At 38.5% G+C, this 24,928-nt stretch carries 22 protein-coding genes and 1 other annotated feature; of the genes, 16 read left to right on the top strand and 6 right to left on the bottom strand.

All coding sequences use genetic code 11. The features are described 5' to 3' along the window. Positions 1-7: 7 nt before the first annotated feature. From ACI3ES_RS06945 to ACI3ES_RS06925, 5 genes are all read left to right on the top strand, one after another. Positions 8-2,191: a hypothetical protein gene (locus tag ACI3ES_RS06945; protein ID WP_114666798.1), complete on the top strand. Its 2,184-nt coding sequence runs from the start codon at positions 8-10 to the stop codon at positions 2,189-2,191. Between the two features lie 210 nt (positions 2,192-2,401). Continuing rightward, positions 2,402-4,216 (top strand): LTA synthase family protein, encoded by a 1,815-nt coding sequence (locus ACI3ES_RS06940; protein WP_242029721.1) that lies wholly within the window; start codon positions 2,402-2,404, stop codon positions 4,214-4,216. Between the two features lies 1 nt (position 4,217). Beyond that, the gene (locus ACI3ES_RS06935; protein ID WP_407631955.1) at positions 4,218-5,093 is read left to right on the top strand and encodes a fucose 4-O-acetylase; all 876 of its coding nucleotides are present in this window, start codon (positions 4,218-4,220) and stop codon (positions 5,091-5,093) included. A 9-nt stretch (positions 5,094-5,102) separates the two neighbouring features. After that, complete coding sequence (locus ACI3ES_RS06930) at positions 5,103-6,038, top strand: glycosyltransferase family 2 protein (protein ID WP_114666795.1); 936 nt, start codon at positions 5,103-5,105, stop codon at positions 6,036-6,038. After that, complete coding sequence (locus ACI3ES_RS06925; protein WP_114666794.1) at positions 6,026-6,481, top strand: GtrA family protein; 456 nt, start codon at positions 6,026-6,028, stop codon at positions 6,479-6,481. The genes ACI3ES_RS06930 and ACI3ES_RS06925 overlap by 13 nt, the downstream gene beginning before the upstream one ends. Here the strand turns inward: ACI3ES_RS06925 and ACI3ES_RS06920 are convergent. After that, positions 6,452-6,904 carry a flavodoxin gene (locus tag ACI3ES_RS06920; protein WP_004911776.1) on the bottom strand — a complete coding sequence of 151 codons (453 nt, stop codon included), beginning with the start codon at positions 6,902-6,904 and terminating at the stop codon, positions 6,452-6,454. The two genes, ACI3ES_RS06925 and ACI3ES_RS06920, sit on opposite strands and share 30 nt — an antisense overlap. Before the next feature lie 266 nt (positions 6,905-7,170). Here ACI3ES_RS06920 and larD point away from each other — a divergent pair, with 266 nt between their 5' ends. The 4 genes from larD to brnQ all read left to right on the top strand — a co-directional run bounded on the left by larD (position 7,171) and on the right by brnQ (position 11,797). Beyond that, complete coding sequence (gene larD, locus ACI3ES_RS06915; protein WP_004911774.1) at positions 7,171-7,890, top strand: D/L-lactic acid transporter LarD; 720 nt, start codon at positions 7,171-7,173, stop codon at positions 7,888-7,890. Between the two features lie 211 nt (positions 7,891-8,101). Continuing rightward, positions 8,102-9,397 (top strand): adenylosuccinate lyase, encoded by a 1,296-nt coding sequence (purB, locus tag ACI3ES_RS06910; RefSeq protein WP_114666793.1) that lies wholly within the window; start codon positions 8,102-8,104, stop codon positions 9,395-9,397. Further along, entirely contained in the window at positions 9,394-9,957 is a 564-nt protein-coding gene (hpt, locus tag ACI3ES_RS06905) for a hypoxanthine phosphoribosyltransferase (RefSeq protein WP_004911768.1), read from the top strand. Before purB ends, hpt begins: the two co-directional genes overlap by 4 nt. A gap of 57 nt (positions 9,958-10,014) precedes the next feature. Continuing rightward, positions 10,015-10,262: a binding site (T-box leader), on the top strand. Positions 10,263-10,405: 143 nt separating this feature from the next. Then, positions 10,406-11,797 carry a branched-chain amino acid transport system II carrier protein gene (gene brnQ / locus ACI3ES_RS06900; protein ID WP_114666792.1) on the top strand — a complete coding sequence of 464 codons (1,392 nt, stop codon included), beginning with the start codon at positions 10,406-10,408 and terminating at the stop codon, positions 11,795-11,797. Positions 11,798-11,808: 11 nt separating this feature from the next. Here brnQ and fni read toward each other — a convergent pair whose 3' ends face one another. Genes fni through mvk form a run of 4 tightly spaced genes read right to left on the bottom strand, consistent with a single transcriptional unit; the run spans position 11,809 to position 15,754 of the window. Further along, on the bottom strand, positions 11,809-12,864 hold the full coding sequence (gene fni, locus ACI3ES_RS06895) for a type 2 isopentenyl-diphosphate Delta-isomerase (RefSeq protein ID WP_114666791.1): 1,056 nt from the start codon (positions 12,862-12,864) through the stop codon (positions 11,809-11,811). 1 nt (position 12,865) lies between these two features. Next, positions 12,866-13,885, bottom strand: a complete 1,020-nt coding sequence (locus tag ACI3ES_RS06890; RefSeq protein WP_114666790.1) for a phosphomevalonate kinase — start codon at positions 13,883-13,885, stop codon at positions 12,866-12,868. Beyond that, positions 13,878-14,840: a diphosphomevalonate decarboxylase gene (gene mvaD, locus ACI3ES_RS06885; RefSeq protein ID WP_181809832.1), complete on the bottom strand. Its 963-nt coding sequence runs from the start codon at positions 14,838-14,840 to the stop codon at positions 13,878-13,880. Before mvaD ends, ACI3ES_RS06890 begins: the two co-directional genes overlap by 8 nt. Then, entirely contained in the window at positions 14,822-15,754 is a 933-nt protein-coding gene (mvk, locus tag ACI3ES_RS06880) for a mevalonate kinase (protein ID WP_004913227.1), read from the bottom strand. Before mvk ends, mvaD begins: the two co-directional genes overlap by 19 nt. Positions 15,755-15,909: 155 nt before the next feature. Between mvk and ACI3ES_RS06875 the strand changes: the two genes are divergently transcribed. From ACI3ES_RS06875 to ACI3ES_RS06855, 5 genes are all read left to right on the top strand, one after another. After that, entirely contained in the window at positions 15,910-18,303 is a 2,394-nt protein-coding gene (locus ACI3ES_RS06875; protein WP_114666789.1) for an exonuclease domain-containing protein, read from the top strand. A gap of 66 nt (positions 18,304-18,369) precedes the next feature. Beyond that, positions 18,370-18,897, top strand: a complete 528-nt coding sequence (locus ACI3ES_RS06870) for a hypothetical protein (protein ID WP_004913220.1) — start codon at positions 18,370-18,372, stop codon at positions 18,895-18,897. Between the two features lie 15 nt (positions 18,898-18,912). Further along, positions 18,913-20,103: a pyridoxal phosphate-dependent aminotransferase gene (locus ACI3ES_RS06865; protein WP_114666788.1), complete on the top strand. Its 1,191-nt coding sequence runs from the start codon at positions 18,913-18,915 to the stop codon at positions 20,101-20,103. A 7-nt stretch (positions 20,104-20,110) separates the two neighbouring features. Next, positions 20,111-21,418, top strand: a complete 1,308-nt coding sequence (asnS, locus tag ACI3ES_RS06860) for an asparagine--tRNA ligase (protein WP_142511627.1) — start codon at positions 20,111-20,113, stop codon at positions 21,416-21,418. A gap of 91 nt (positions 21,419-21,509) precedes the next feature. Continuing rightward, positions 21,510-22,145, top strand: a complete 636-nt coding sequence (locus ACI3ES_RS06855; protein ID WP_114666786.1) for a DnaD domain protein — start codon at positions 21,510-21,512, stop codon at positions 22,143-22,145. Here the strand turns inward: ACI3ES_RS06855 and ACI3ES_RS06850 are convergent, their stop codons facing one another. Next, complete coding sequence (locus ACI3ES_RS06850) at positions 22,146-22,424, bottom strand: hypothetical protein (RefSeq protein ID WP_242029719.1); 279 nt, start codon at positions 22,422-22,424, stop codon at positions 22,146-22,148. It abuts the gene before it with no gap. A gap of 22 nt (positions 22,425-22,446) precedes the next feature. Between ACI3ES_RS06850 and ACI3ES_RS06845 the strand changes: the two genes are divergently transcribed. Together ACI3ES_RS06845 and ACI3ES_RS06840 are read left to right on the top strand one after the other, a co-directional pair. Next, positions 22,447-23,580, top strand: a complete 1,134-nt coding sequence (locus ACI3ES_RS06845) for a class I SAM-dependent RNA methyltransferase (RefSeq protein ID WP_114666784.1) — start codon at positions 22,447-22,449, stop codon at positions 23,578-23,580. Positions 23,581-23,695: 115 nt separating this feature from the next. Then, positions 23,696-24,898, top strand: a complete 1,203-nt coding sequence (locus ACI3ES_RS06840) for an aminotransferase class I/II-fold pyridoxal phosphate-dependent enzyme (RefSeq protein ID WP_114666783.1) — start codon at positions 23,696-23,698, stop codon at positions 24,896-24,898. The last annotated feature ends 30 nt before the right edge of the window (positions 24,899-24,928 follow it).

Here is a 24,928-nt window from a genome sequence, read left to right as displayed (position 1 = left end):
ATGATTAATGCAAAAAAGTAATAGAATAAATCATTTTATTGGCATACTTATTGTTACTTTAATAGTTTTGATTACCGCTGTTATTCCACTTTTCTTTAATGAACATTATTATTTTATTGATGATACCCAGAATGGCGCAATTGGACAATGGTTCGAGTTAGGAAAAAGTTTGGTTCATGGTAAATTTCCTATTCTTAATTTGTCAGCTCAATCAGCGGGGAACTACATCATGGAGGGACAGTGGGGAGTTGTAAATCCTCTCACTTGGGTTGTAGCAATTTTTGTTTACTTGACGCCAAACTTCCTAATTTCTGCAACAATCATCAAAATCTTTTTTTTGTTGCTATTAGGAGTGGGGACGTTCGAACTAACAAGAACTTTTACTAAAGACGTTAAGTTGCAAATTTTAGCTGGTGCGATACTACCAACCGTTGCTTTCACGGCATACATTGATGCAAGCTCTTGGGTCACGGGATTAATTGTATTTGCATTATTACCGTGGTTTTGGTGGTCTTTCAGGATGTTTTTAAAGTACCAAAAGGCCTATATTTTTGTCGTGTTTGTGGTTGGATATTCTCTAATCGCAACAGGATATGTCTACGGGACTATTTATGTTGTTTCGATACTAGTTGGATCCTTTATACAAAATCTGTTAGAAAAAAATTGGTCAGTGTTTTTACGGGTTACTTTGATATCTATAGTATTAGCGGGAGTTACTTTCGCAATATATTTACCAGGTATATTAACCAGTGCTGCTGGCATTACAGCGCGTGATTCTGGATTAAGCAATAATGATTTCATGTCACCAAATATGTCGAGTTTGTTCAACTCATTTATCCCAAACGCGCTCGGTGATGTGACAAACTATTGGGGTGGGGATATATGGGGAGCTCCGGTACTGTATATATCTTGGATTTTACCAATTGTTGCGTTTATCGACTTTAAACGTAATCCGTTTACTAATATTAAAAATTCATTTACAGGTGAATTGATTGCAATGGCTGTTGTTTCAATATTTTTGACTTTTGCTCCCTCAGAAATGGGACCAATTAGATTTCCAATTAGAAATTATAGCTATGTGGGATTTACCGTTATCATCTTAATTATTTTCCTACTTAGTAAAGGCAAAATAAAATTCAATAAAACACGAATTATTCTTTCTGGAACTATTATTCTTTTTGGGGTATACCTTTCATGGTCTCAAGTCCCTGGAAATGGATTATCGTTTCTGAAATATGGTATTTTTATTTTTCTATTAATAAATATGTTGGTTTTTGTTGCCGTAAAACGCAGTGAAAGGCGAATGCTATTTGTTGCTTTAATTGTGATGGGACAGATTTTTATAACAATTCAACAACATAAGCAATTATCAGTTTCCACAATGGGGGATCAACAGAGTTTACAAACATATACTGCTGTGAAAAAAACAACTTCAGTATTTGGCAAAAATCCCGGAAATGTTTGGATTGCTGGCAGTATGAATCCCAGCAGTTCGTGGAAGTATACACTGTACTCAAATTATTGGTATATTGGTAGCATAAAAACCGGTGCCGTTTACACACCAATTGGTTACGCAAAATACAACACGGATTTAAAGCGTCAATGGGCTCAAGGAACGTTTGCAATTCAATCTGTTGATCGCTTGTTCACTGTGGATAAAACTACTCACATGCGTATTGTGGATTTGCTTTCTATTGATACGATTCAAATTATCAAGAGTGGTGATAAACAGGATATAAAGGACTATAATAGAATAACTAAAACTACCCCGACTGGTTGGCATCTGTATAAAAAGGAAAGCCAATATGTTATATGGAAGAAAGATAAGATTACAAAAAAAGTAGGGTCAGTTGTTTGGCACAGCAATAATATTTCAGTTCGTCAAGTAGTAAATACTTCACGAACGATTAAATTGAAAATTGAGAAGCTGCGTGGGAAGAGTGGTAAAGTAGTATTGTCTCGGCTTTCATGGCCAGGATATGAGATTAAAAATAGTGGTGCAAAGAGTCGTATATCTACTCCTTTGAGAGGATACTTACTGAAAACTATTATAAACAAAAATGATGTTGGAAAAACAATCACGATACATTTTACGCCACCATTTTTTAATATAGGAATAATGTTGATTTTCATCGATATTGTTATTATTACTGTTTGGACAATTTTTAGCTTTAGAAGAAAGTTTATGTGAATGTAAAGTTTATATTGTTATTCTTTACATTTAGCATAAAATTTATGCTAAAATATTGTTTATGAATAAATACGGAGAGGGAACACTTTTTAGTGTCCCTTTTTATGTTGGAATAGCTGGTGTCATATGAAAAAAATAAAATGGAACAAGCCTTTAAATTTTTTAAAAATAAATTTTTTATTTCTTTGGTTTGCAATAATAGGCGTTATTGTGATTCAACTTGGTATTTACTTAGCTGAATACATGGGTTACGGTCAAACCCCAACTGCTAATTTGTTGGCGTTTATCAATAATACATCAGCCGCAGGAATTAATGTATTGTTCATGATGTTAATTATGTGGTTCATAACTATTGTAAGCAATCGACTTCCAGTCACTTTAATTTTGACGACTGTGCTATCGTTGGTGTGGTCAGTTGCCGAGTATCAAGTAATAGTCGATCGACAAGAAGCTATTACTGAAGCAAGCTTGCAAGAAGTCACCGCTATTGGTTCACTATTAAAAATGATAGACACTAAAGTGCAGGTGTTTGCTTTTGTATTGATAGTATTAACAATATCTTTTTTGTTTGTGATTTATCGGCGTTCGCGGTGGAGTGTTTTTAAATCTATACGTTTCCGATCACTGGCGTTGATAATTAATATACTTCTGCTAGTTCCATTTTTGGAGGTGAATTCTGATAGTTATAGTACGTCATTTCAAAAACTTGGAAATTCTCCAAAATTATGGGATTCATTATTTGATGCTAGCTCTAACGGTGGTATTTTAGCTGTTTTGAACTCGAGGACAACCGATGCAATGGTTGAGCCCAAAAATTATAATGAAAAAGCCATTAAAAATTTGGTTATAAAGTATAAAAAACAGGCTTCAGCTATTAATCAGACACGTCAAAATAGCAACTTTAAAAAGCAAACCGTTATTTACACATTAAGTGAATCGTTGACTAAACCTAGTTATGTTCCTGGCTTAACAATTAGCGATGATCCACTTTCTAATATCGGTAGTATTATGGATAATACAAGTTCTGGTCATATGGTATCATCTGGCTATGGGGGCGGAACAGCGGGAATTGAATATTCAACGCTTACGGGTTTTAATATTACTGCCTATAAACCAACTATTACAATGCCTTATTCACAAATGAGTAGCAGTATCAACAAAAAAGCAACGGTTATGGGACAATTTGATAGTAAAATTGTGCTGCATCCATATGTGGGGTCGTTTTACAATAGAAGAGCAGTGTACAATAATATGGGAGTTAATTATTTTTACACAACGGATAGTAAAGTTCCAATTAGATATCAAAGATCGGTTGATAGTGGATCTTATATCAGTGATGAATCTGCCTATAAAAATGTTCTAAGTAAAATTAGTAAAAAGAATAATAGTCAGTTTATTCAACTGCTAACAATGCAAAATCACACGCCCTGGACTTTTAAAGGGCGAGATTATAATATGATTGAACCAACTAATTCTAATGCTGATGAAAATACAATTGAATCCTACTTGCAAGGGCTTCATTATACTGATGAGGCAACTCAAACGTTTTTGGATAAGTTGAATGATTTAAGCCGTCCGATTACATTGGTTTGGTATGGGGATCATTGGCCAGGAATATTTAACTTTGTCAATACCACTACGGATGCCTTATCAGCACACTCAACACCTTACTTTATGTGGCAAAATGACGCTGCGAAGAAGGCGAATGGGACCGTCAATGTCTCGGCCAACTATGCTGACCCATCTGACTTCACGGCCATGATGATGAAAATGAATGGTATGAAAGTTGATGCTTATTGGGCACTGAAAACAGAGATGTTAGAAAAAGTGCCAACAATCAACAACTACACACGCGACGATAAAGGAAAATTGACATTTCTTGATCAACGGGGTAATAAAATTGACGAAAAGTCGTTAACCAAAGAGCAACGAGAAATTGTTAACGACTTTAAATTAGTACAATATGACATTACAACGGGTAAAAGTTATCTGCTCAAAACTAATTTTTTTCAGAAAGTGAAATAACATGGCGACAAAGAAATATTTAAGTGCATTTTTGATGTCACTAGTAGCACTTGTGGGTGTGCTTTATTTGACTAAAGTGCAAGGCGATTTGCATGCACATTTTGGTGCCGGAAAACTTGTTATCTATTTTGCATGGCCATTACTTTTGGTTGGAGTCAACAAATTGCTGAAAATTGAAAAGCGTAAAACGGGGACACTATTTGAAGTTTATTTAATGATATCGACATTTTTTGCCTTTTTAGGTTTTATAACTGTGTTAGAAGTTATAAAAATCTCGGCACCATTTCAATTTTCAATGGGAAATTGGTGGGACGCCATTACAGCAGGAGCAATAGGTAATGAAGGAAATATGAAGACACCATTAGGTGATATTTGGACGAATTACCGAGTTGGCTGGTTTTTGATGATGGCGCCGATCGCCATTAAACTTTCTGATTATATTGATCACAAAATTACAACGAAATGTGTACGGATTTTAGTTGCAATTATTTTGATGATTTTACCACAATATATTAGTCGCATTATTGATTTACCATTTAGTCTTAATGCTGCCATGCTTGGTGCAGGGCTAGTATCAATCACCAGTTTAATTACCATAGATTCAAAAAAGTGGCGTCTATTATGGATTGGCTTTGGTGCCGCTGTTGTGATTATTGCTGCTAAAATTAGTGGTGTGTACTTTAGTTACGGTAACGCAGAAAATATATTTGTTACAATCATTGGTTTGATCATTGCAATAAAACTCATAGAATTTTTATTAGATTTTGTATTAGTTCGTGTACAATGGAAACAATCGAAATTTTCATTACTTGCAATTATATTGTTTTTATTGTCAGTAGTCATATTATTAGCAAACTTAACTGTTGTATTAAACTAAGAGGAATATATGAATCAAAAGGTCAGTGCGGTAATTGTAACCTTCAATCGGCTTACATTGTTGAAAGAAGTAATTGAAAGTTTGAAGCAGCAAGAAACCACGATATCACATCTTATTGTAGTGGATAACGCCAGTGAATCAGATACACAATCTTATTTGGAATCATTGGGCAGTCAAATTGAGTACGTTCGTTTACCAAATAATATTGGTGGTGCGGGGGGGTTCAATGCAGGAATACGTTACTTTATGGCGCATACTAATGACGACTTTGTATGGTTAATGGATGATGACACAGTGCCACAAAGTGATACATTATCTCAATTACTTGCGTTTTCTAACGTTAAAAAACATTTTGGATTTTTGGCTAGTGATGTACGATGGACTGATGGTCATCGCGCCCTTATGAATCGGCCAGCTCCAATGAATCGGCTTAAAAAAGTACCTGAAGATTTAACTGAACCGATACAAGTCCAGAATGCAACTTTTGTTTCCTTATTGATGAGAAGGTCTGTTGTTAAACAAATTGGTTTACCAATTACCGATTTTTTTATTTGGGGTGATGATATTGAGTATACTGAGAGGGCTGCCCGTGTAGCACCGGGATATTTTGTACCCAGCGCGAAAGTGGTTCATAAAATGGCTACAAATGTTGGTAGTAGTTTATTAAATGATGTGTCGGAACGAACCCCTAGATATTTTTATTCTTATAGAAACAAAGTTTATTATGCTAGGAAAAGAGACAGTTATCGCAAATATCGCGCGTTTTTGCGTATATTTTTGGAATATTTACAAATCAAGTTTTCTAGAACTGAAAGAAAGCAAGAAAAATTATCAACTCTTAAACGTGGTGTATCAGCAGGATGCCGATTTAATCCGAATATAGAGTTTGCAGACGATTTTAATGACAATACTACTAATAGCGAGGAACTTTCATGGAAAAAATAAAAAAACTACTCATTCAGTATCAAGCAGCCATTTTATATTTGATTTTTGGTGGTTTGACGACCATCGTAAACATTATTATTTTTGCAATATGTTACAAAGTTTTGCATGCTGATTATTCGTTTTCTTATGCTGCTTCGTGGTTTTGGGCTGTATTATTTGCTTATTTGACGAACCGTAAATGGGTGTTTCACTCGACAGCTACTAATGTCAAATCAGTGATAAATGAGATTTGGCAATTTATTGTTGCGAGAATTTTGACAGCATTACTCGGTTATGCTATTTTGTCTCTTGGCGTTGTGATCCTAAAACAAGATGCGCAAATTTGGAATTTAATTCAAAATGTATTTGTTATTGTGACCAATTTTATTTTAAGCAAATTAGTGGTATTTAAAAAGAAGGCTTACGCCTTCTTTTTAATGTCTTTCATTAGCAACCTGAATTAGATCAGATACAAACTTATTTAAGGTAACGACATCATCAGCATCAGGACTAAGGTTGATCTTAACGCCCTCAGCTCCTTTAATACCGCCTGTCTTCGCAAATTGTGCTTCAAATTTTGGTACTGCCAAGCCAAAATCGCTGAGATAATAAGTGTCACCAGAGCCAGCCACGCCATATACAACACCTGTTAAATCGTCATGAGCAAGGTCTTCAAAAAAGTCTAGACCTTCATCTGGAAGTGAACCCTTATCATACGTGTACGGGACAACGATGGCGATGTCAACATTTTCTAATTCATCAGCCTCGGTTTGGCTAATTTCTGTTTTTTTGACTGATACGTTTGCTGCGACTAAGGCGTCAACAATGACGTCAGCGACTTGTTCATTGTTACCCGTGATAGTTGCATACACAACTTGTGCATTCATTTAAAAATCCTCAATTCATTATCTTCAATACTATTATAACGATTTATTGACACATTGCACAGCATTCGTTTGTGCAAAATGTAACGAATTGTGACGGTTTCTTGACAAAACAACAAAAACGCTTTACTTAGTGGGTTAGTGGCCTTATTATATTAAGAGTATTCGAAATAAAAACCGCAATACAATGCAAATTTTCAACTGCCACTTGCGTGAATTAGTTGTTTTATCACAAGCATAATAACTAGCACGCCAATAGGAGATTAAAAATGATACATCAGTTGTTGGCTGAATTCATGGGTACAGCACTCATGATAATTTTTGGGGTTGGCGTTCACGCCGACGAAGTGTTGAACCGTACAAAATATCACGGTTCTGGGCATATTTTTTCGATTACAACTTGGGGATTCGGTATTGCCATGGTGTTGTTCATCTTTGGGGATGTCTATATCAATCCGGCGATGGCTTTGGCACAGTATGTTTTGGGGAACATTGATTTACCTTATTTTATAATTGTCAGCTTTGTAGAAATTTTTGGGGCTATTATAGGGTCATTGATTGTATACGTTATGTATGCTGATCAATTCAAATTATCAGAAAAAGATATTGATCCAGTTATTGTCCGTAATATCTTTTCGACGGCACCAGCCATTCGTAATTTGCCACGTAATTTTTTTGTTGAAGCATTTGCCACGTTTATCTTTCTAACCGGTATTTTGTCTATTTCTGCTCATGCGGGTGATGTGCCAGGAATGGTGCCATTAGGTGTTGGTTTTCTTGTTTGGGCAGTCGGTATGGGATTAGGTGGTACAACCGGATTTGCAATGAATCAAGCACGAGATATGGGACCAAGAATCGCATATACAATTATTCCATGGCAAAAACGGACTACGAGTGATTTTAAATATGGTTTGCTCGTTCCAGGTATTGCACCATTTATTGGCGCCATTTTTGCGGCGCTATTTGCTAAATTCTATCTCGGAATTTAAACGCTTAAAATCCTAACGTTCGTTTTTGTTTCTCATAAATCAGCTTTTGTTCGGAATAACCGAACTTTTTTTTGTTTTGTGAGAGAAGGTTAATATGATTACGAACGCATTGACTGCAATAACTGGTAAACTAGATATTGGAAACAGTTATTCATTTTCCATCAGGACAATCGCGGGTATTGTCTAAATTCACTTTAAAAGGACAGAAATTATGCTTGAACGATATTCACGACCAGAGTTGCGCACAATATGGTCATTGCAAAATCAATACCAAACATGGCTTGATGTAGAAATTGCGGTTGATGCTGGTTGGGTTGCAGAAGGGCACATACCAGCCGATGATTTGGCTAAGATACGCGCTAATGCGACTTTTGATGTTGACCGTATTGCCGAAATCGAATTATCTACACGTCATGATGTGGTTGCTTTTACACGTAATGTGTCTGAATCCTTAGGTGATGAACGGAAATGGATTCATTACGGTTTGACTTCAACAGACGTCGTTGATACTGCGCAAGCCTTACGTTTGCGTCAGGCAAATGACATTATTAAACAAGATTTACATGATTGGCGCGAAGCCATTAAAGTTCTAGCATTAAAATATAAAGATACAGTCATGATGGGACGTACTCATGGTGTTCATGCCGAACCCACAACATTTGGTTTGAAAATGGCTCGTTTTTACGCTTCAGCAACACGGGCAATCGAGCGTTTTGAGCGTGTGGCAAAAGAAGTTGAAACTGGTAAATTATCTGGCGCAGTTGGTACTTTTGCTAATGTACCACCACGAGTTGAAGAAGTGGCAATGGCTGAATTAGGGTTAACACCACAACCAATCGGTTCACAAGTCCTGCCAAGAGACTTGCATGCCGATTATATCCAGACCATTGCTTTGATTGGTACGCAAATGGAAGAGCTTGCTACCGAAATCCGTTCATTACAACGTTCAGAAATTCATGAAGTCGAAGAAGGCTTTGCTAAGGGTCAAAAAGGATCCTCGGCTATGCCACATAAACGTAATCCAATCGGGGATGAAAATATTACCGGATTAGCTCGCGTATTGCGTGGTTACGCAGTAACAGCGCTGGAAAATGTGACATTGTGGCATGAGCGTGATATTTCACATTCATCTGCGGAACGTATTATTTTGGCTGACGCAACTGCTCTCATTGATTATATGCTGCACCGCCACACTGGTATCTTAACTAATCTTGGTGTTTTCCCAGATACAATGCGTAAGAATATGGACCGGACGTACGGCTTAATTTATTCGCAAAGATTGCTATTGAGCTTAATTGATGCGGGGCTTTCACGTGAGCAAGCCTATGATACTGTACAGCCATTAACAGCACGTTCATGGGATGAGCAACTCATGTTCCGTGATCTGGTTGATGCTGATTCGACGATTCAGGCTAATTTAACGCCTGCACAAATTGATGATGCGTTCGATTATCACTATCATTTGCGTCATGTGGACGAGATTTTTAAGAGAGTAGGCTTAGCATGAACAACTTGATTAGTCATCCAGCGATAAAAAAAGTGCTTTTAACTGAAACGGACATACAGGCACAAGTTCAGCGTGTTGCCAATGAATTAACAGAAAAGTTTCAAGATAATGAACAACGCCCAGTATTTATAGCTGCTTTGAAAGGTGGGGTTATTTTCGCCACAGACTTGTTGCGGAAAATGCCCCTTGATGTGGACTTTGACTTTATTGATGTTAAAAGTTATAGTGGCTCTGCTTCCACTGGTCAAGTTAAAGTCGTGCATGATGTGAATATGGATTTAGCCGGACGTGACGTGGTTGTCATAGACGACATTATTGACACAGGTCGTACGATGCAATGGCTTAGTGATTATTTCGCTCTTAAAGGTGCCAAATCAGTCACCACTGTTGCCTTAGCTGATAAACGTGAAGCCCGAGTAGTTGATTTTGATGTTGACAACTACGGTCTCATTGTACCCAATGAATTCGTTGTCGGCTACGGTATGGATTATAATAATTATTTCAGAAATTTGCCAGTCATTGCCGTTATTGATTTTGACAAATTGAATTTAATTGGTTGATAAAAAAATTATAAAGTAAGTGTTGTTATTATTTTATCATTTGTTTATAATATAAATAAGATTTCAGTGAAAGAAAGAGTACATTACTTTTTAATGATATAGAAAGCGCTAGTTGATGAGAAAGCGTCATTAAAAGTATTGGAAAGTAGTTCTGGAGAGAATCAGTGTTTTGGATAATGAAGCATTGATCGGTCACGACCGTTATATCGTATGGCTATCGGCATTGCGCCCGTAGTTAAGATAGAGATAGCTAGTTTAGTTTTGCTAGTTAAACGACGGTGGTACCGCGAGAATTCGCCCGTTAATTGTTATGATAACAATTAGCGGTTTTTTTATTGGAAAAATTAGTGAGGATGACAATATGGAAAATTCAGTTGGTGGCTTGTATCGAGTCAGGCACAATAGCACATAATCACAAATAGCATTTAAACGTAATGGAGAGAACAGTATGACAACAAAATTAGATATTAAAAAGACTTTATTATTAGCATCATTGATTTTCGGCATGTTTTTTGGCGCAGGTAACTTAATTTTCCCTGTTCATTTGGGCCAGTTAGCTGGTCTGAATTGGGGCCCCGCCACGATTGGTTTCTTACTTAGCGCAACTGTTATTCCGCTAATGGCACTCATCTCGCTATCACAAACGCGGGCGTCAGGTATTTATGACTTGGCTAAGCCGTTGGGACGTGGCTTTGCGATATTTTTCCTGATTGCTGTCCATGTTTCGTTGGGGCCAATGATTGCCACACCTCGTACAGCAACGGTTGCGTATTCATTAAGTTTCGCTAACTGGATTCCGAGTAGTTGGCAGTCAATTGCGCAGTTAATATTTTCAGCAATTTTCTTTGGCATTGTTTATTTTTTGGGATCGCGTGAACAAAATTTGACGAAATATATTGGTCAATATTTAAATCCCATTTTCGTTATTTTGTTGGTTTTGATTTTTTTGTTAGCGATTTTCAATCCCATGGGCACTCTAAATCATACGGCTGAAGCTGCTTATCAAACAAAAGCATTCTCATCGTCATTTATTGAAGGTTATAATACGCTTGATGCCATTGCAGCTCTAGCATTTGGCATTACGATCGTTCGTGCTATTGAAGCCATGGGCTTTAGTGGCCGTCGACAAATCGCGCAAATCACTGTAAAAACCGGTTTTATTGCAATTGCTGGTATTGCGATTGTGTATATTGGTTTAATCTTGCTAGGCGCTACGTCGTTGTCGCATTTTAAATTATCAGAAAATGGTACAACTGCTTTGATGCAAATTACAAATCATTATCTTGGTTCCTTTGGAGGCGCGTTCTTGGCTGTGATGGGCACAATAGCTGTTTTGACAACAGCGATTGGATTAACAGCAAGTTTTGCGCAAGACTTTCACCGTATTTTTCCAAAGATTAGTTATAAAAAATGGTTGATTTTGACGATTGGACTTTCGTTCATGGCTGCAAATTTTGGATTAGATAATATTATTGCTTGGGCTGTGCCAATCCTCATGTTTTTATATCCAATTGCAATTACGCTGATTTTGTTGGGATTATTATCACCATTGTTTAATAATGCAAGTGTCGTTTATCTATCAACAATGATTTTTGCAATGATACCAGCAATCATGGATGGTATTGCTAATTCACCATTTGCAGGATTATTCAAAGGGTTGGTTGGATATCATGACGCCAAAGGAGTACTGCATTTTGGTGCTTATCAAAATTTGTTGCCATTTGCAGACATGGGTTTTGGTTGGATTACGCCAACGATACTTGGATTTTTGATTGGATTTACCCTGTATAAAATTAAGTTAAATCATATATTGAAACCTGTTAGTGATACAATGCAGTAAAAAAAGCGATCTTAAGATCGCTTTTTTTGTTGGCTGATAAAATTTTGTAAACTGTCTGAATAAAGCGGGTGACTTTGTTGCAATTCGGCAATATTTTTTGCGCCCAATAAAGTGAATAATCGTGGTAGTGCTTGTTGCCAGTCTATGATTTGTTTGGTCAAATCTGATTCCCCATGATCCACCAAAGTTTGTAGCATGAAACCGGCACTTGAGGTCAAATTTGCGCCAAGCATTAGACTTGTCATAATATGATTAGCGTTTTGAATGCCACCAGTTGCTATGAGTGGTAGCGTATTTTGTGCTAGTCGTGCTGAAATAAGGCTTTCAACTGTGGAAAGACCATAATTGTCTAAATTAAATGAGTCGTCGTTACGATTACGCCGACGTTCAATGACCGCAAAGTTTGTGCCATTTGCGCCCCCAACATTGATTGCGGCGGGATGGAGTTGTGCTATTGTTTGATAAGTCGCAACGCTCATACCGAAGCCAACTTCTTTAATAATGACTGGAACAGGCGATTTTGCAATGACTTCGGCTAAATTATCAAGCCATTTAAATTGGCGATCTCCTTCAGCCATAACAAGTTCTTGTGCAACGTTAACGTGCATTTCAATGGCATTAGCATCAATCATGTCAATCGCATCTCTGACATTTGCAATAGGGTGATCAGCACCTAAATTTGCAAAAATGAACCCCTCGGGGTTGCGTTGTCGTACAATTTTAAACGTTGGCGCTTTTGAGGGTTCTTTAAGTGCAATTGATTGGGAGCCAACTGCCATTGCCAGACCAGTATTAGCGCTAACAGTAGCCAGCTGTCCATTAATACGACCAGTCAGAGCAGAACCGCCAGTCATAGCCTCAATATAAAATGGCCAATTAAATTGATGTTGGAAGAGATTGGTAGTCATATCGACCTCTTCAATGTCCATTTCAGGAAAAGTATTTGGCAACCAACGGATATCGTCAAAGGAAGCGCCAATTTGTTTTTTGGTCGTCGTATCACGCCATAAACTGACCCCAAGGGATAAATGTTCATCTTTTCTATGTGCTTGTGGCGATTCAGTCATATTAACCTCGATTCTGTGGTGCAATGTTAATCATGTGGACGTCGATACCTGCAGCTAACCATTGGTCACTAATGGTTGACGGTGAGTTAATGACGGCGAAACCATTGTCACCAAAGCCAGCGCCACTAATTTTGCCAGCTGTATGATTTAGCGTGCTAAGTAAGTACTTTAATTTAGGTGTGATATAGCCTTTAGGTAGTGTACGTGTGAGCAAGTCTTGGTTGTTATGTAATTCTTTAGCAAATTCATGATAATTTTGGTGTATTAAGTTAACAATGACTTGTTGTACAATTGCTTGACTTGTTTTTAAAAAACGTGAATCAAGGGTGTTATTAGCGACTGCTTTAGCCGTATCTGCGCTTTCATGTGTTGCGCCTAAAACCAATTGCCAATCAGTTGGCCAAGGTAGTGGGGTGATGCTTAATAATGGCCATGATTTGTCGACAAAGACTGGATTCAACCATTGATGATTATTGTCATTCAATGACGATAAATTTGGGCTTGTGTAAGCAATGGCACCACCAAAAGTAATCGCAGCAACATCACCTAGTGAGCCATTTTGTTGGACATGCAGATGTGCGAGTGCTGCTAATTTAAATTGTGTGAGTAGATCCAATTTTAAATCGAAATGTTGGGTGATAGCTTTGACAACTGCAACAGTGACTGCTGCAGATGAACCGAGTCCTAATTTTCCGGTTGCAATATTTAGGTCGCTCGAAATCGTTATATTGATGTTATTAAAGTTTGCAATTAAATCATTGAGATAAATGTAATCATGCATGATTTGGATGGCAGCACGGACAAAACGCCATTCATCATGATAATCATGAGATAAATGGTCAATATCAAAAACGAGCGGGGTTGCTATAATATTTGACTTTATGATTGAATTGTCGTTTGACGTTTCGATTGTAATTGTCAGTCCGGTTTCGACAGCGACAATAAGTGCTAAATTACCAGGTTGTGTAATCGCATATTCGCCAGCTAAAAATAATTTTCCAGGAACAAATATTTTAGTCATAAGTAATACCAGGTCCACTATGTGCAACATCAAGTTTGAGTTGCGGTAAGTGATCATGAAGCAATGCCACAATTTCAGGTGCTTGGGTTATCGTCGTGACGATTTTGACGTTTGGACCGGCGTCTAGTGTTGCATAGGCCAGTATACCCTGACGTCGCATGTCTTTGATTAAGGACAAAATCAATTGTGTTTCATCTGTAAAATAGGTGAATGGTTGGCGGGTGGCAGTTAAATTGAGCGTGTGCATGGCCAAGGCATTTTTTTCGGCAATAGCACCAATTTTTTCGATATCTGCATTTGCCACGGCAGCAGTCATATCATCAAATTGATTTGCAGATTGCTTGATCCAATCATCATAATTGGGTGAAGTCATTGCGCGCATCATACCTTCAGAGGAACCAACTTTTTTACTCTGACCGGATACTTCGGCAACAATCAGGGCAATCGGCATATCAGGTGCCTGTAAACTTTCAGCAAAAGATGAGTCATCGTCCACGCCTTCATGCCAAACTGCAAAGTGACCAAAAAAAGACCGGCTAGCAGATCCAGATCCACGTCTTGCTAATCGTGAAAGTGTTTCGTTAGGCAAATCAAGCCCTAAATGTGTAACAACCGCACCCGTCAAAGCTGCAAATGCCGAAGCAGAGGACGCTAGACCAGCACTTGTCGGCACATGATTATCAGATGAAACATGTAAAGCTGGGAAATCACCTAATTGGGTTCGTAATATGTTTAAAAACGTGTGCACGCGCGTAGCGTCAGAAACTTGATTGTTTAAAACAAACGTATCTGTACCAGCGTCAGTTGGTGTAACACTAGTCGTTGTATAAAAACGATCAAGTGTTAATGAGAGAGAACTGGTAGTTGGTAAATTAAGAAATGAATCTTTTTTTCCCCAGTATTTAATGAGGGCAATATTGGTGTGTGCAGTAGCTGTCATAAAGGTTGAATCCATGTATTCTGAGCGCCAGCTTTTGTTAGCGCATTAGCAATAGTAATCGCGTCATTATTATTTTTGGCTAAGGCAAACATTGCACCACCGATACCAGCACCTGTCAATTTAGCACCAAGTGCGCCGGCGTGCGTCGCTGCGTTTACCAACTTATCCAATTTTGGGTGAGAAATGCCCAATGATTGCAGTTCATGATGAGCTGCAGTGAACATCATGCCGAGATGTTCAGGATTATTTTCAGAAATATCAAGCCGAATTTTTTCGGCAATTTGTCCAAGATGGGTGATTGATGCCCAAGCACGATCATGATCTGTCAACAAAAATTCTTTGACAATACTGATGGCGTGGACTGTTTGTCCGTGAATACCAGTATCAGCCAAAACAAGCGTACCCGTTAAATTCATACCAAAAGTTGTCATGCCTTTATTCTTAATAAACCAAACGGGATTATCAGCATTAACTGTCGTCGTATCTAAGCCGGATGGAGAGCCGTGTGAAATCACTTCTTCGATATTGGTAAAGTAGGCTAACTCCTCATCGCTCAAATCCGTATCAAAATAATCAAAAAAAGCTTTTGTAATTGCTGTTGCTAAAGCAGCAGAAGCGCCGAAGCCACGTTCTTGCGGAACGTTTGAGTCAATCGCTAGATGAAAGGGCGTATTAATCATATCGAATTTATCTAATAGACGTAGTAAGAGTTGCCGTGCCCCCTCAACATTGGCACCTAACTCACTTAAATCGCCGTGGAATTCGGCCCCGTCAATCGTCTGACCACGAAATGCAGGACGTAGGGTGGCTGTAACAGTCATATTTGGCAAAGGGATTGCAATCGCAGGTTCACCATAAACAACGGCATGTTCGCCAATCAAAATCGCTTTTGCGTGGGACTTACCAACACCATTCATTTGACTTAACATAATTTCCTCCAGATGTTCTTTACTATTGTACCGCACGAGGGCATTTAGTGTAAAATATAAAGAGAATGACGTTGTTTAGTGCATGTAATGCATGTAGTAAACAGCGCCATTCAAAATATAAAGTGCTAATGAGCACACCGAAGAAAGGTATTTTTATGAACGCCAACAATACATTTGTGGTTTTGGATCTAGAAACCACAGGACAAAGTGTGGCAAAGGGCGGGCGCATTATCCAAATTGGCATGACATTTATTCGGCAAAGAAAAATTGTTGACCATTTTGAGTCTTTTGTGAATCCAGGACAGTTGATTGATCGGCAAATTCAACAATTGACACATATTAGCCAAAAAGATGTACAACATGCGCCGTATTTTGATGAAATCGCGCCAATGTTGCAGAGTTTACTATCAGATGCTGTGATTATTGCGCACAATATTAATTTTGATTATCCTTATTTAAACGACGAATTTGAAAGAACTGGTTTTCCTACTTTACAGACTTCAGCAATTGATACTGTACAGTTAGCGCAAATTTTGCTGCCGACCGCACCTGGATATCGTTTACTGGATTTGACAACGTATCTGGATATTAACTTGGTGAATGCCCATCGCGCCAACGCTGATGCGCATGCCACAGCTTTACTTTTCTTAGAAATGTGGCGTCGTGCTGAACAGTTGCCGTCTGTGGTATTACAGCAATTACAAACTGGAGATTGGCCACTTTTAAGGCAAACCCAGCAGTTTTTAAAGTTAGTTCGTCCTAAAGGCACCCAGCAATTTGATGTTCAAGACAAGGTGGCGTTGCAAATTAATCAACAGGTTTCATCTGCAAACCTTAAAGATATCCAACCGATTGACTATCCAGTGAGTGTGGCTGAAAAGCGTACCTTATTTGGTGAATGGCTAAGTCAAAATGAAGCGCAAGAATTTCTAATGGATCGAACACATCGTTTTTTAACAAAGCGATCCGATGGCTTATTAACGGTTTTGACAGCACCACGGATGGGCAAAACAATTGCCTATTTAATTCCGGTCATTTTAAGCCAACAAAACACTGTGTTACTCACAAATGATGATAGTTTACAAATGCAACAATTAGCCTTGCTAGAAAAGTTATCATCTCTATTTGATGTGCCATTTAGAAGCGCTATATTATACGATCCTTCTGCTTATATTGATCTGCCAAGTTTCGTTAAAACGTTAGCTGTTCATGATTCATCACAAATACAATTAGCCAAAGCTCGGTTGTTAGTTTGGCTAACTCAAACTAAAACGGGATTATTGCAAGAAATCAGTATTGGATTGCATAATTTAGACATTATTCAAGACATTCGTGGCAATGAAAAATCTGAATTTTTCAAAAGGGCGCGTCAAAATGCGGATGTCGCTAATGTGTTGATTATGAACTTTCAAACGTTTTTCACTCAGGATCAATCACTACGTCAAAAAAGGCATATTCAACAATGGCCATTAGTTGTCATGGAAACACCAGCGCAATTTGTTGACGATTTGCGTCAATATTTCCATGTGTCATTTAATGTGACCGCACTCAAAAATGACTTAAAAGGCATTGCACATCAAGAAATTACTGGATTGACACATAAACAACGATTGTTTATTAGGCAAAGTACGAGTGAAGCACTCAAAATTCTGAAACAATTGACACAATCAGAGAGCATTAAAACTAACTTGAAACGGGCTGAACGTTTAGCCTTGGTAATTTCTCATATTAGTCAATTGCTTGCTCTGACAGACGCCCATTTACCACAAGAATTCCAGTTACTTGAAAGTCAGCTGGATAAAATTACAAGGCTTCAGGCGCAAGACGATGTGGTGAGTGGCAGCGAGCAGATTTCTGAAAATGGTCAGTCACAAACAATATTGAGTTTTGATGTGTTAGAACGCGCCATTTATCACAAAAAATTTGTTGCACATATTCGTAAACTATTAGTAGTAAGTGAATTTTTACCCACTGCTGTGACAGACTTCTTGCGTGATGTGCCAGATACGTGGACAATGGAGCGAGATTTTGTGCATGACGACCGCAAACCAGTCCAATTAGTCCAATTACAAAAAAAGTCGCCCATTCTGCATTTGCAGGCGATGACTCAAGAGGATGTTGGTGAAATTATGATCATTGTGCCAACTGAAGAGCGTGTGAACCACTGGTATCAAAAAATAAAATATGCTGTGACAACGAATTATAATATCGTAGCCGAGGGTGTTACTGGTTCTTTGGAAAAAATTCAACGTCAAAGTCAAACAAACCGCCAAAATATTGTGATTGTAACGCCAAAAATTTTTGGGACAATGTGGCAGCGAGATCAGGAGTTGCCAGCAATTGTGCTCGTTCCAGAGCGTGATGTATGGCAGCCCGTTGCAAGACTTGCTTCCGTATTAAACCAAATGCAAAGGCACCAATCAGCTATGTTAGTGACACAATTAAATGCCATGCAGCGTAATCGATTCAAACAACAGCTATCAATAGTGCCCTTTGATGTTGATCATGATTTAGTGACGCAATATCATGAAATTTTTAGTCATCGTTAATTTTCACGGCCAAGGGCGACATTTATTTGGTACAATATATTTGTATGTGCGTAAAGGAGTAACATCATGATGCAATTTAAGGACGACATTCGAATTCGTCAGCGTCGCCGTCAAACTCGCATTCATTGGGCAAGAGTTTGGTTTTTAATTATTGGTGCTGCTATTGTGTTGGGGACATTGACACTTGGCTATTTCTATCTGTCTTTATCACCAATGCGGCAGGCGGAATCACGTATCGAAGCACTGGTTCGTCAGAAATCAGACATTGTTACCGTAACGCAAGTTTCAGTTGATTACCGGGACCGTACGACCTATGCAGCGTCAGGTGAAACTGCCAGTGGTGCGAAGAAAGTTGCAATTGTACAAGATAACAAAGTAAAAACTTATAGTCGTTCTGAAGGTATGTCAAATGCGCAATTACGATCACTGTTGCTTAAAACTTATCACCCAAAAAAATTATATAGTGCTAATATTAGCCGCTATAAAAAAGTTTTAGTCTGGGAAATCAGTTACAAAGCGCAAAATAATAAGCTCAACTATTTAACGCTAGATTTTAAAACAGGTAAGGTGTATCGCGCCATATCTGGCATGTAATTAAGGAATGATGAAATGAATTTATCAGATAGAGTAACAGCTATTACCGCATCACCAACATTATCAATGAATGCTTTGGCAAAAGAAATGCAGTCACAAGGCATCGATGTCATCAATTTGGGTGTTGGCGAACCGGACTTTCAAACGCCTCAAAATATTGCCGAGGCGGCAATTGCGGCAATAAAGGCAGAAAAGACAAGTTTTTATACGCCATCAAGTGGCTTACCTGCACTGAAACAAGCCATTACGGATCGTATGTACGCTCGCTATCAAGTACGCGTTGGTACGGAAAATGTGACGGTTACTACTGGCGCAAAGTTAGCATTATATACGTTGATGCAAACTTTACTCAATCCTGGAGATGTTGTTGTAACTGCAGCGCCAGAATGGGTGAGTTATGTTGAGCAAGTTAAATTAGCTGGTGGAAAGTTGTTAGAAGTTCATTCTAAGAATGATGCTTTAAAGTTGACTGTTGCAGATTTGGTAAATCTTTCTGAACCAGTTAAGGCAGTTATTATTAATTCACCTACTAATCCAACTGGTCAAGTTTATTCTCGCGAAGAAATTCAACATATTCTTGATTGGGGATCAGAAAATGATGTATTTATTATTCTAGATGAGATATATGGCCAATTAGTTTATAATGGCGTGACCTTCACCTCCGGGCTCCAATTAGCTGACATTCACACAAGTAATATGATTATTGTAGATGGTGTTTCAAAAGCCTACGCTATGACAGGGTGGCGGATTGGTTGGACAATTGCTCAGCCAAAAATTATTCAGGCAATGAATAAGTTGCTTGGACATTTGACATCGAATCCTACGGCTGCAGCACAATATGCTGCTATTGAAGCGCTCAATGGTGATCAAACAACAGTTGAAACAATGCGACAGGCATTTGAAAACAGATTAAATAAAACATTTGACGAGCTGAATCGTGTGCCAGGTCTGCATGTTGATGTGAAACCCCAAGGCGCGTTTTATCTGTTTCCAAAGGTTGACGCACAAGCGTTATTGGCTGTTGGTGTTGCTAATACGACAGAATTATCCACTAAAATTTTGCAAGAAGCACACGTGGCGGTGCCTGCAGGAGAAGGATTTGGTATGCCTGGGTATTTCCGTTTGAGTTATGCTAAGGATCAAGCGACTTTAGATGAAGCAATAAATAGATTAACCGATTTCTTTAAAAAATATATGAAAGAATAAGAGACAGATGACTGAAGAGATTCCGACAATTCAAATTATTGATGCCAAAAACTATGTTGGCAAGACCGTTAAAATTGGGGCTTGGTTGCGCCAAAAAAGAGGTAGTGGTAAAATTGCCTTTTTGCAATTGCGTGATGGGACTGCTTTTTTTCAAGGTGTTGTTGCTAAAGCGGATGTATCAGAAACTGTTTTTGAAACCGCAAAAGGGTTGAAGCAAGAAACAAGCTTGTACGTTATTGGAGAAATTCATGAAGATTCACGGTCATCATTTGGTTATGAAATAGCCATTTCTAATCTTGAAGTGATTGGTGAAAGTCATGATTATCCGATTACACCAAAAGAGCACGGTACGGATTTTTTGTTTGATGAACGACACTTGTACTTGCGTCATTTAAAGCCATTCGCAACATTAAAAATACGTAACACATTGATTGCGGCTTCTTATGAATTCATGAATCAAGAAGGATTCACAAAATTGGATGCGCCATTTTTGACAGGTTCTGCCGCCGAAGGGACAACTGAACTATTTGAGACAGACTACTTTGGCGAATCGGCGTTTTTGGCACAAACTGGTCAATTATATGCGGAAGCTGGTGCAATGGCATTTGGTAAGGTCTTTACTTTTGGTCCAGCTTTTCGTGCAGAAAAGTCAAAAACGCGTCGTCATTTGACTGAGTTTTGGATGATTGAGCCAGAAATGGCGTTTATGCACCAAGAAGAAAGTTTGGTATTCCAAGAACGGTATATTGCCTTCTTGATTTCAAAAGTACTTGAGAAAAACGAGCAAGAATTGGACATTCTTGAACGTGATAAGGACGTTTTGCGTTCCTATACACAATTGCCTTATCCGCGTGTGAGTTATGATGACGCAATTAAGCTTTTGCAAGACAATGGTTTTGATGTTGAGTGGGGTGTTGATTTTGGTTCACCTGAAGAAACATTTTTGGCCAATCATTTTGCTAAACCAGTGTTCATCATTAATTATCCAAAAGCAATTAAAGCGTTTTATATGAAAAAGCACCCAACGCGCGATGATGTGGTGATTTCTGCTGATTTGTTAGCCCCTGAAGGATATGGTGAAATTATTGGTGGGTCTGAACGTGAAGATGACTACGACACATTGAAAGCTCGCATTGAAGAGCAAGGGTTAGACATGTCTGAATATGAATGGTATTTGGATTTGCGTCGCTACGGTTCAGTACCACATTCTGGATTCGGACTTGGCCTTGAGCGCATGGTCACATTTGTTACGGGTGAGGAACATATTCGTGAAGCAATTCCTTTCCCACGTATGACAAATCGTTTGAGACCATAAAAGATGATATCAATAGTGTATAATTATGGTACACTATTGATGAAAAAGAAACGTCCAAGATATTCTTGGACGTTTTTAAAACAGAGGGAATATGACGTTAGAGCAAAGACTACAACAGTATATTCAGGCTGGTAACAGCAGTATAAGCAATGAATTATTACAGCATTATCAAGACATTGGGCTGGATAATGACGATCTCGTGCTGTACCTTCAAGTTCAGAGAATTCAAGATCGTGGTGATCAGGCGACGCCCGCTGCTGTGGCGCAGATTATGCACACCACTGAAAAAGTAGTGATTAAACGTTTACAAAGTCTGATTAAACGTGAGTTGATGCAAGTAAAAGGTGGCGCTATTCAAACTGAAGTTTACGATTTTACACCGCTATTTGATAAATTATTAGGTGGTAAAATCGTTGAACATAATGAATTGCTATCAGATGGTAAAAGCACCCGCCGGCAAATCATGCAGACACTTGAATCAGAGTTTGGCAGGCCACTATCACCAATGGAAATGCAAACAATTGGCCATTGGTTTGACCAAGATCATTTTGAGCCAGTTATGATGATGCTTGCTATTCAAGAAGCGGTTGCTAACAACGCCCGAAGTTTACGTTATATTGAGACTATCTTGATTAATTGGCAACGTGACAATATTACAACGCCTCAGGCGGCTGAAGTTGCAAAACAAAGGCGTCGTGGCGTCACATACACTAATTTTATTGATTGATTATTTAAAGACGATTTGATAACGATCATCTAAGTGAAAGCCAAATATTGGCTGTTTGTTTGGTGCTAATAATGTCGTGTGAGATGATGAAGCTTTTAAACGGGAAAATAGCTGTCCCAAAGTCATTGATTTACTGCCTAAAACAAATAACACCTTCTGATGGGTATCATCGGCGTAAGCTAATGTTGTGACTGGATAACGATTAGCATCGTTTTCCCAAAATAAGCGTGTTTTGGTTGACATGTAGCGTGTTAAATCTTCTAAGTCTGATAATTTCATAAATTCATTATAAAGGAAAATCATGGAAAAAACATATCATTTAATGGCGACTGCAGCCGCCGGTCTAGAATCACTGGTTGGTAAAGAGTTAGAAAGGTTGGGATACGACCACCAAGTGGAGAATTATCGCGTCAGGTTTGATGGCACGCAGCGTGATATTTTAAATACCAATATCTGGTTGCGTACTGCGGATCGGATTAAAATTATCGTAGGTGAATTTGATGCCACGACATTTGATGATTTATTTGAAAACGTTAAAGCGCTGCCTTGGGAAGACTATCTCAATTATGATTCTGAATTTCCTGTGGCCGGCCGTTCCAAAAAGTCAGAATTATTTAGTGTACCGGATGTTCAAGCGATTACCAAAAAAGCGATTGTGAATCGTTTGCAAGATGCCTATCATATCAGAACTCGTTTGCCTGAAAATGGTTATTTTGCACAATTAGAAGTGATGATTGATAAAGACCATGTAATTGTCACGTTGGATACGACAGGGGAATCATTATTCAAACGTGGTTATCGTGTGAACAAGGGTGGTGCGCCATTAAAGGAAAACTTTGCTGCTGCACTAGTTTTGCTGACTAATTGGCACCCTGATCGACCATTTGTTGACCCTACTACTGGTTCCGGAACAATTGCAATTGAGGCTGCATTGATTGGGCGCAATATCGCTCCGGGCTTGATTCGTGACTTTGATGTTGAGCAAATGGATTGGTTTGATAAGTCTCTGTCAGATAGTGTACGTGATGCGGCCGAAGCCCAAGCAGACTACGACAGAACGCTAGATATTGAAGGCTTTGATATTGATGAAAATATGGTAGCAATTGCCACAGAAAATGCGAAACATGCGGGTCTTGGTCATGACATTACGTTCAAACAATTGGCAGCTAAGGATTGGACGACAGACAAAGTTAACGGTGTATTAGTGGCTAATCCGCCTTATGGGGAACGTTTAGGAGAATTAGATGCTGCTCGAGAACTATACCAACAAATGGGGGACGTTTATCGCAAACTACCAAGTTGGAGCAAGTATATTTTGACTAGTGATCTGGAATTTGAACAAAGTTATGGTGAAAAAGCCACAAAGCGTCGCAAGTTATATAATGGTGCTTTACGCGTTGACTATTTCCAATATTGGGGTAAACGTGTGAAATAAAAAACAACGATTGTGCACAATGTATAATCGTTGTTTTTATTTTTGTTCATAGTTGGCATGACGTGCTATCATCTCATTGTTAAAATAAATTAATAATGAAATGAGGATAATGTTAATGATTGAAAAAAATATTGATGCTAGCAAACTTTTCGCCAGCGCGCTTGCAGATGTCAAGCCAAGTCCGATTCATGCTTTTGATGAAAAAGTGAGTGATTTACCAAATATTCTGAAATTGACGATTGGTGAACCAGATTTTTCAGTGCCAGATCATATCAAACAAGCTGCGGTGGCAGCCATTTTGGCAGATGATTCTCATTATTCTGTTTCTGCTGGGACAAACCAGCTGCGTCAGGCTGCTAGTCACTTTCTAGCAGATAGATATGACATTCATTATGATGCCAATACTGAAATCTTAACGACAATTGGTGCTACCGAAGGACTTTATGCTATTTTGTCAGCTATTTTAGATGAAAATGATGAAGTGATTATTCCAACGCCAGCTTATCCCGTTTATGCTGCAATGACAAGATTAAATAAAGGTAAGCCGCTATTAGTTGACATATCGCAAGATGATTTTATATTAACGCCTGATCATCTCCGTGATATTTTGGCAAATCACAATCATGTCAAGGCACTTATTTTGACTAATCCTTCAAATCCCACAGGCGTGACTTATTCTGCAGAAGCCTTGTCGGATCTTGCTGACGTTTTGCGTGGCACAGATGTTTTGGTAATATCTGATGAAATTTATAGTGAATTGCGTTACGATGATCACCATGTGTCAATGGCAACATTTTTGCCTGACCAAACATTAGTCATTAATGGTGTGTCAAAATCTCACGCAATGACAGGCTATCGTATTGGTATTATTGCTGGTCCGGCCGCTTTAATCACACCAATCAACATGGTTCACAGCTTTATTATTATGACGCCATCCAATCCAGCAATGGCAGCGGCAACGGAAGCTTTTGATAGTAGTTTGAGTGAAAGTGATACTGAAACAATGAAAAAAGCGTACCGTGATCGACGTGATTTTTTGGTCTCGAAAATGAAAGCGCTTGGTTTTGAAATGGCGACACCAAATGGCGCTTTCTATATTTTTGCTAAAATTCCTGAAACTTTGAATCAAGATGATGTGGCTTTTGCGTATGATTTAGTTGATCAAGAAAAGTTAGCAGTGGTACCTGGATCAGGATTTGGTCCTGGTGGTGAAGGCTATGTCCGCTTGAGTTATGCAGCTTCAATGGCAATGCTGACAGATGCCATGGATCGATTATCGTCATACTGTGCGAATAATAGTGCAATAAAAATAAGTTAGTTTTATCTGTGGCAGTTATGATAAAATGAA

The organism is Leuconostoc falkenbergense (assembly GCF_045801155.1).
GTDB classification, from domain to species: domain Bacteria; phylum Bacillota; class Bacilli; order Lactobacillales; family Lactobacillaceae; genus Leuconostoc; species Leuconostoc falkenbergense.
Note: the sequence above shows the minus strand (reverse complement) of the source record. Positions and strands in the feature narration are given on the sequence as shown.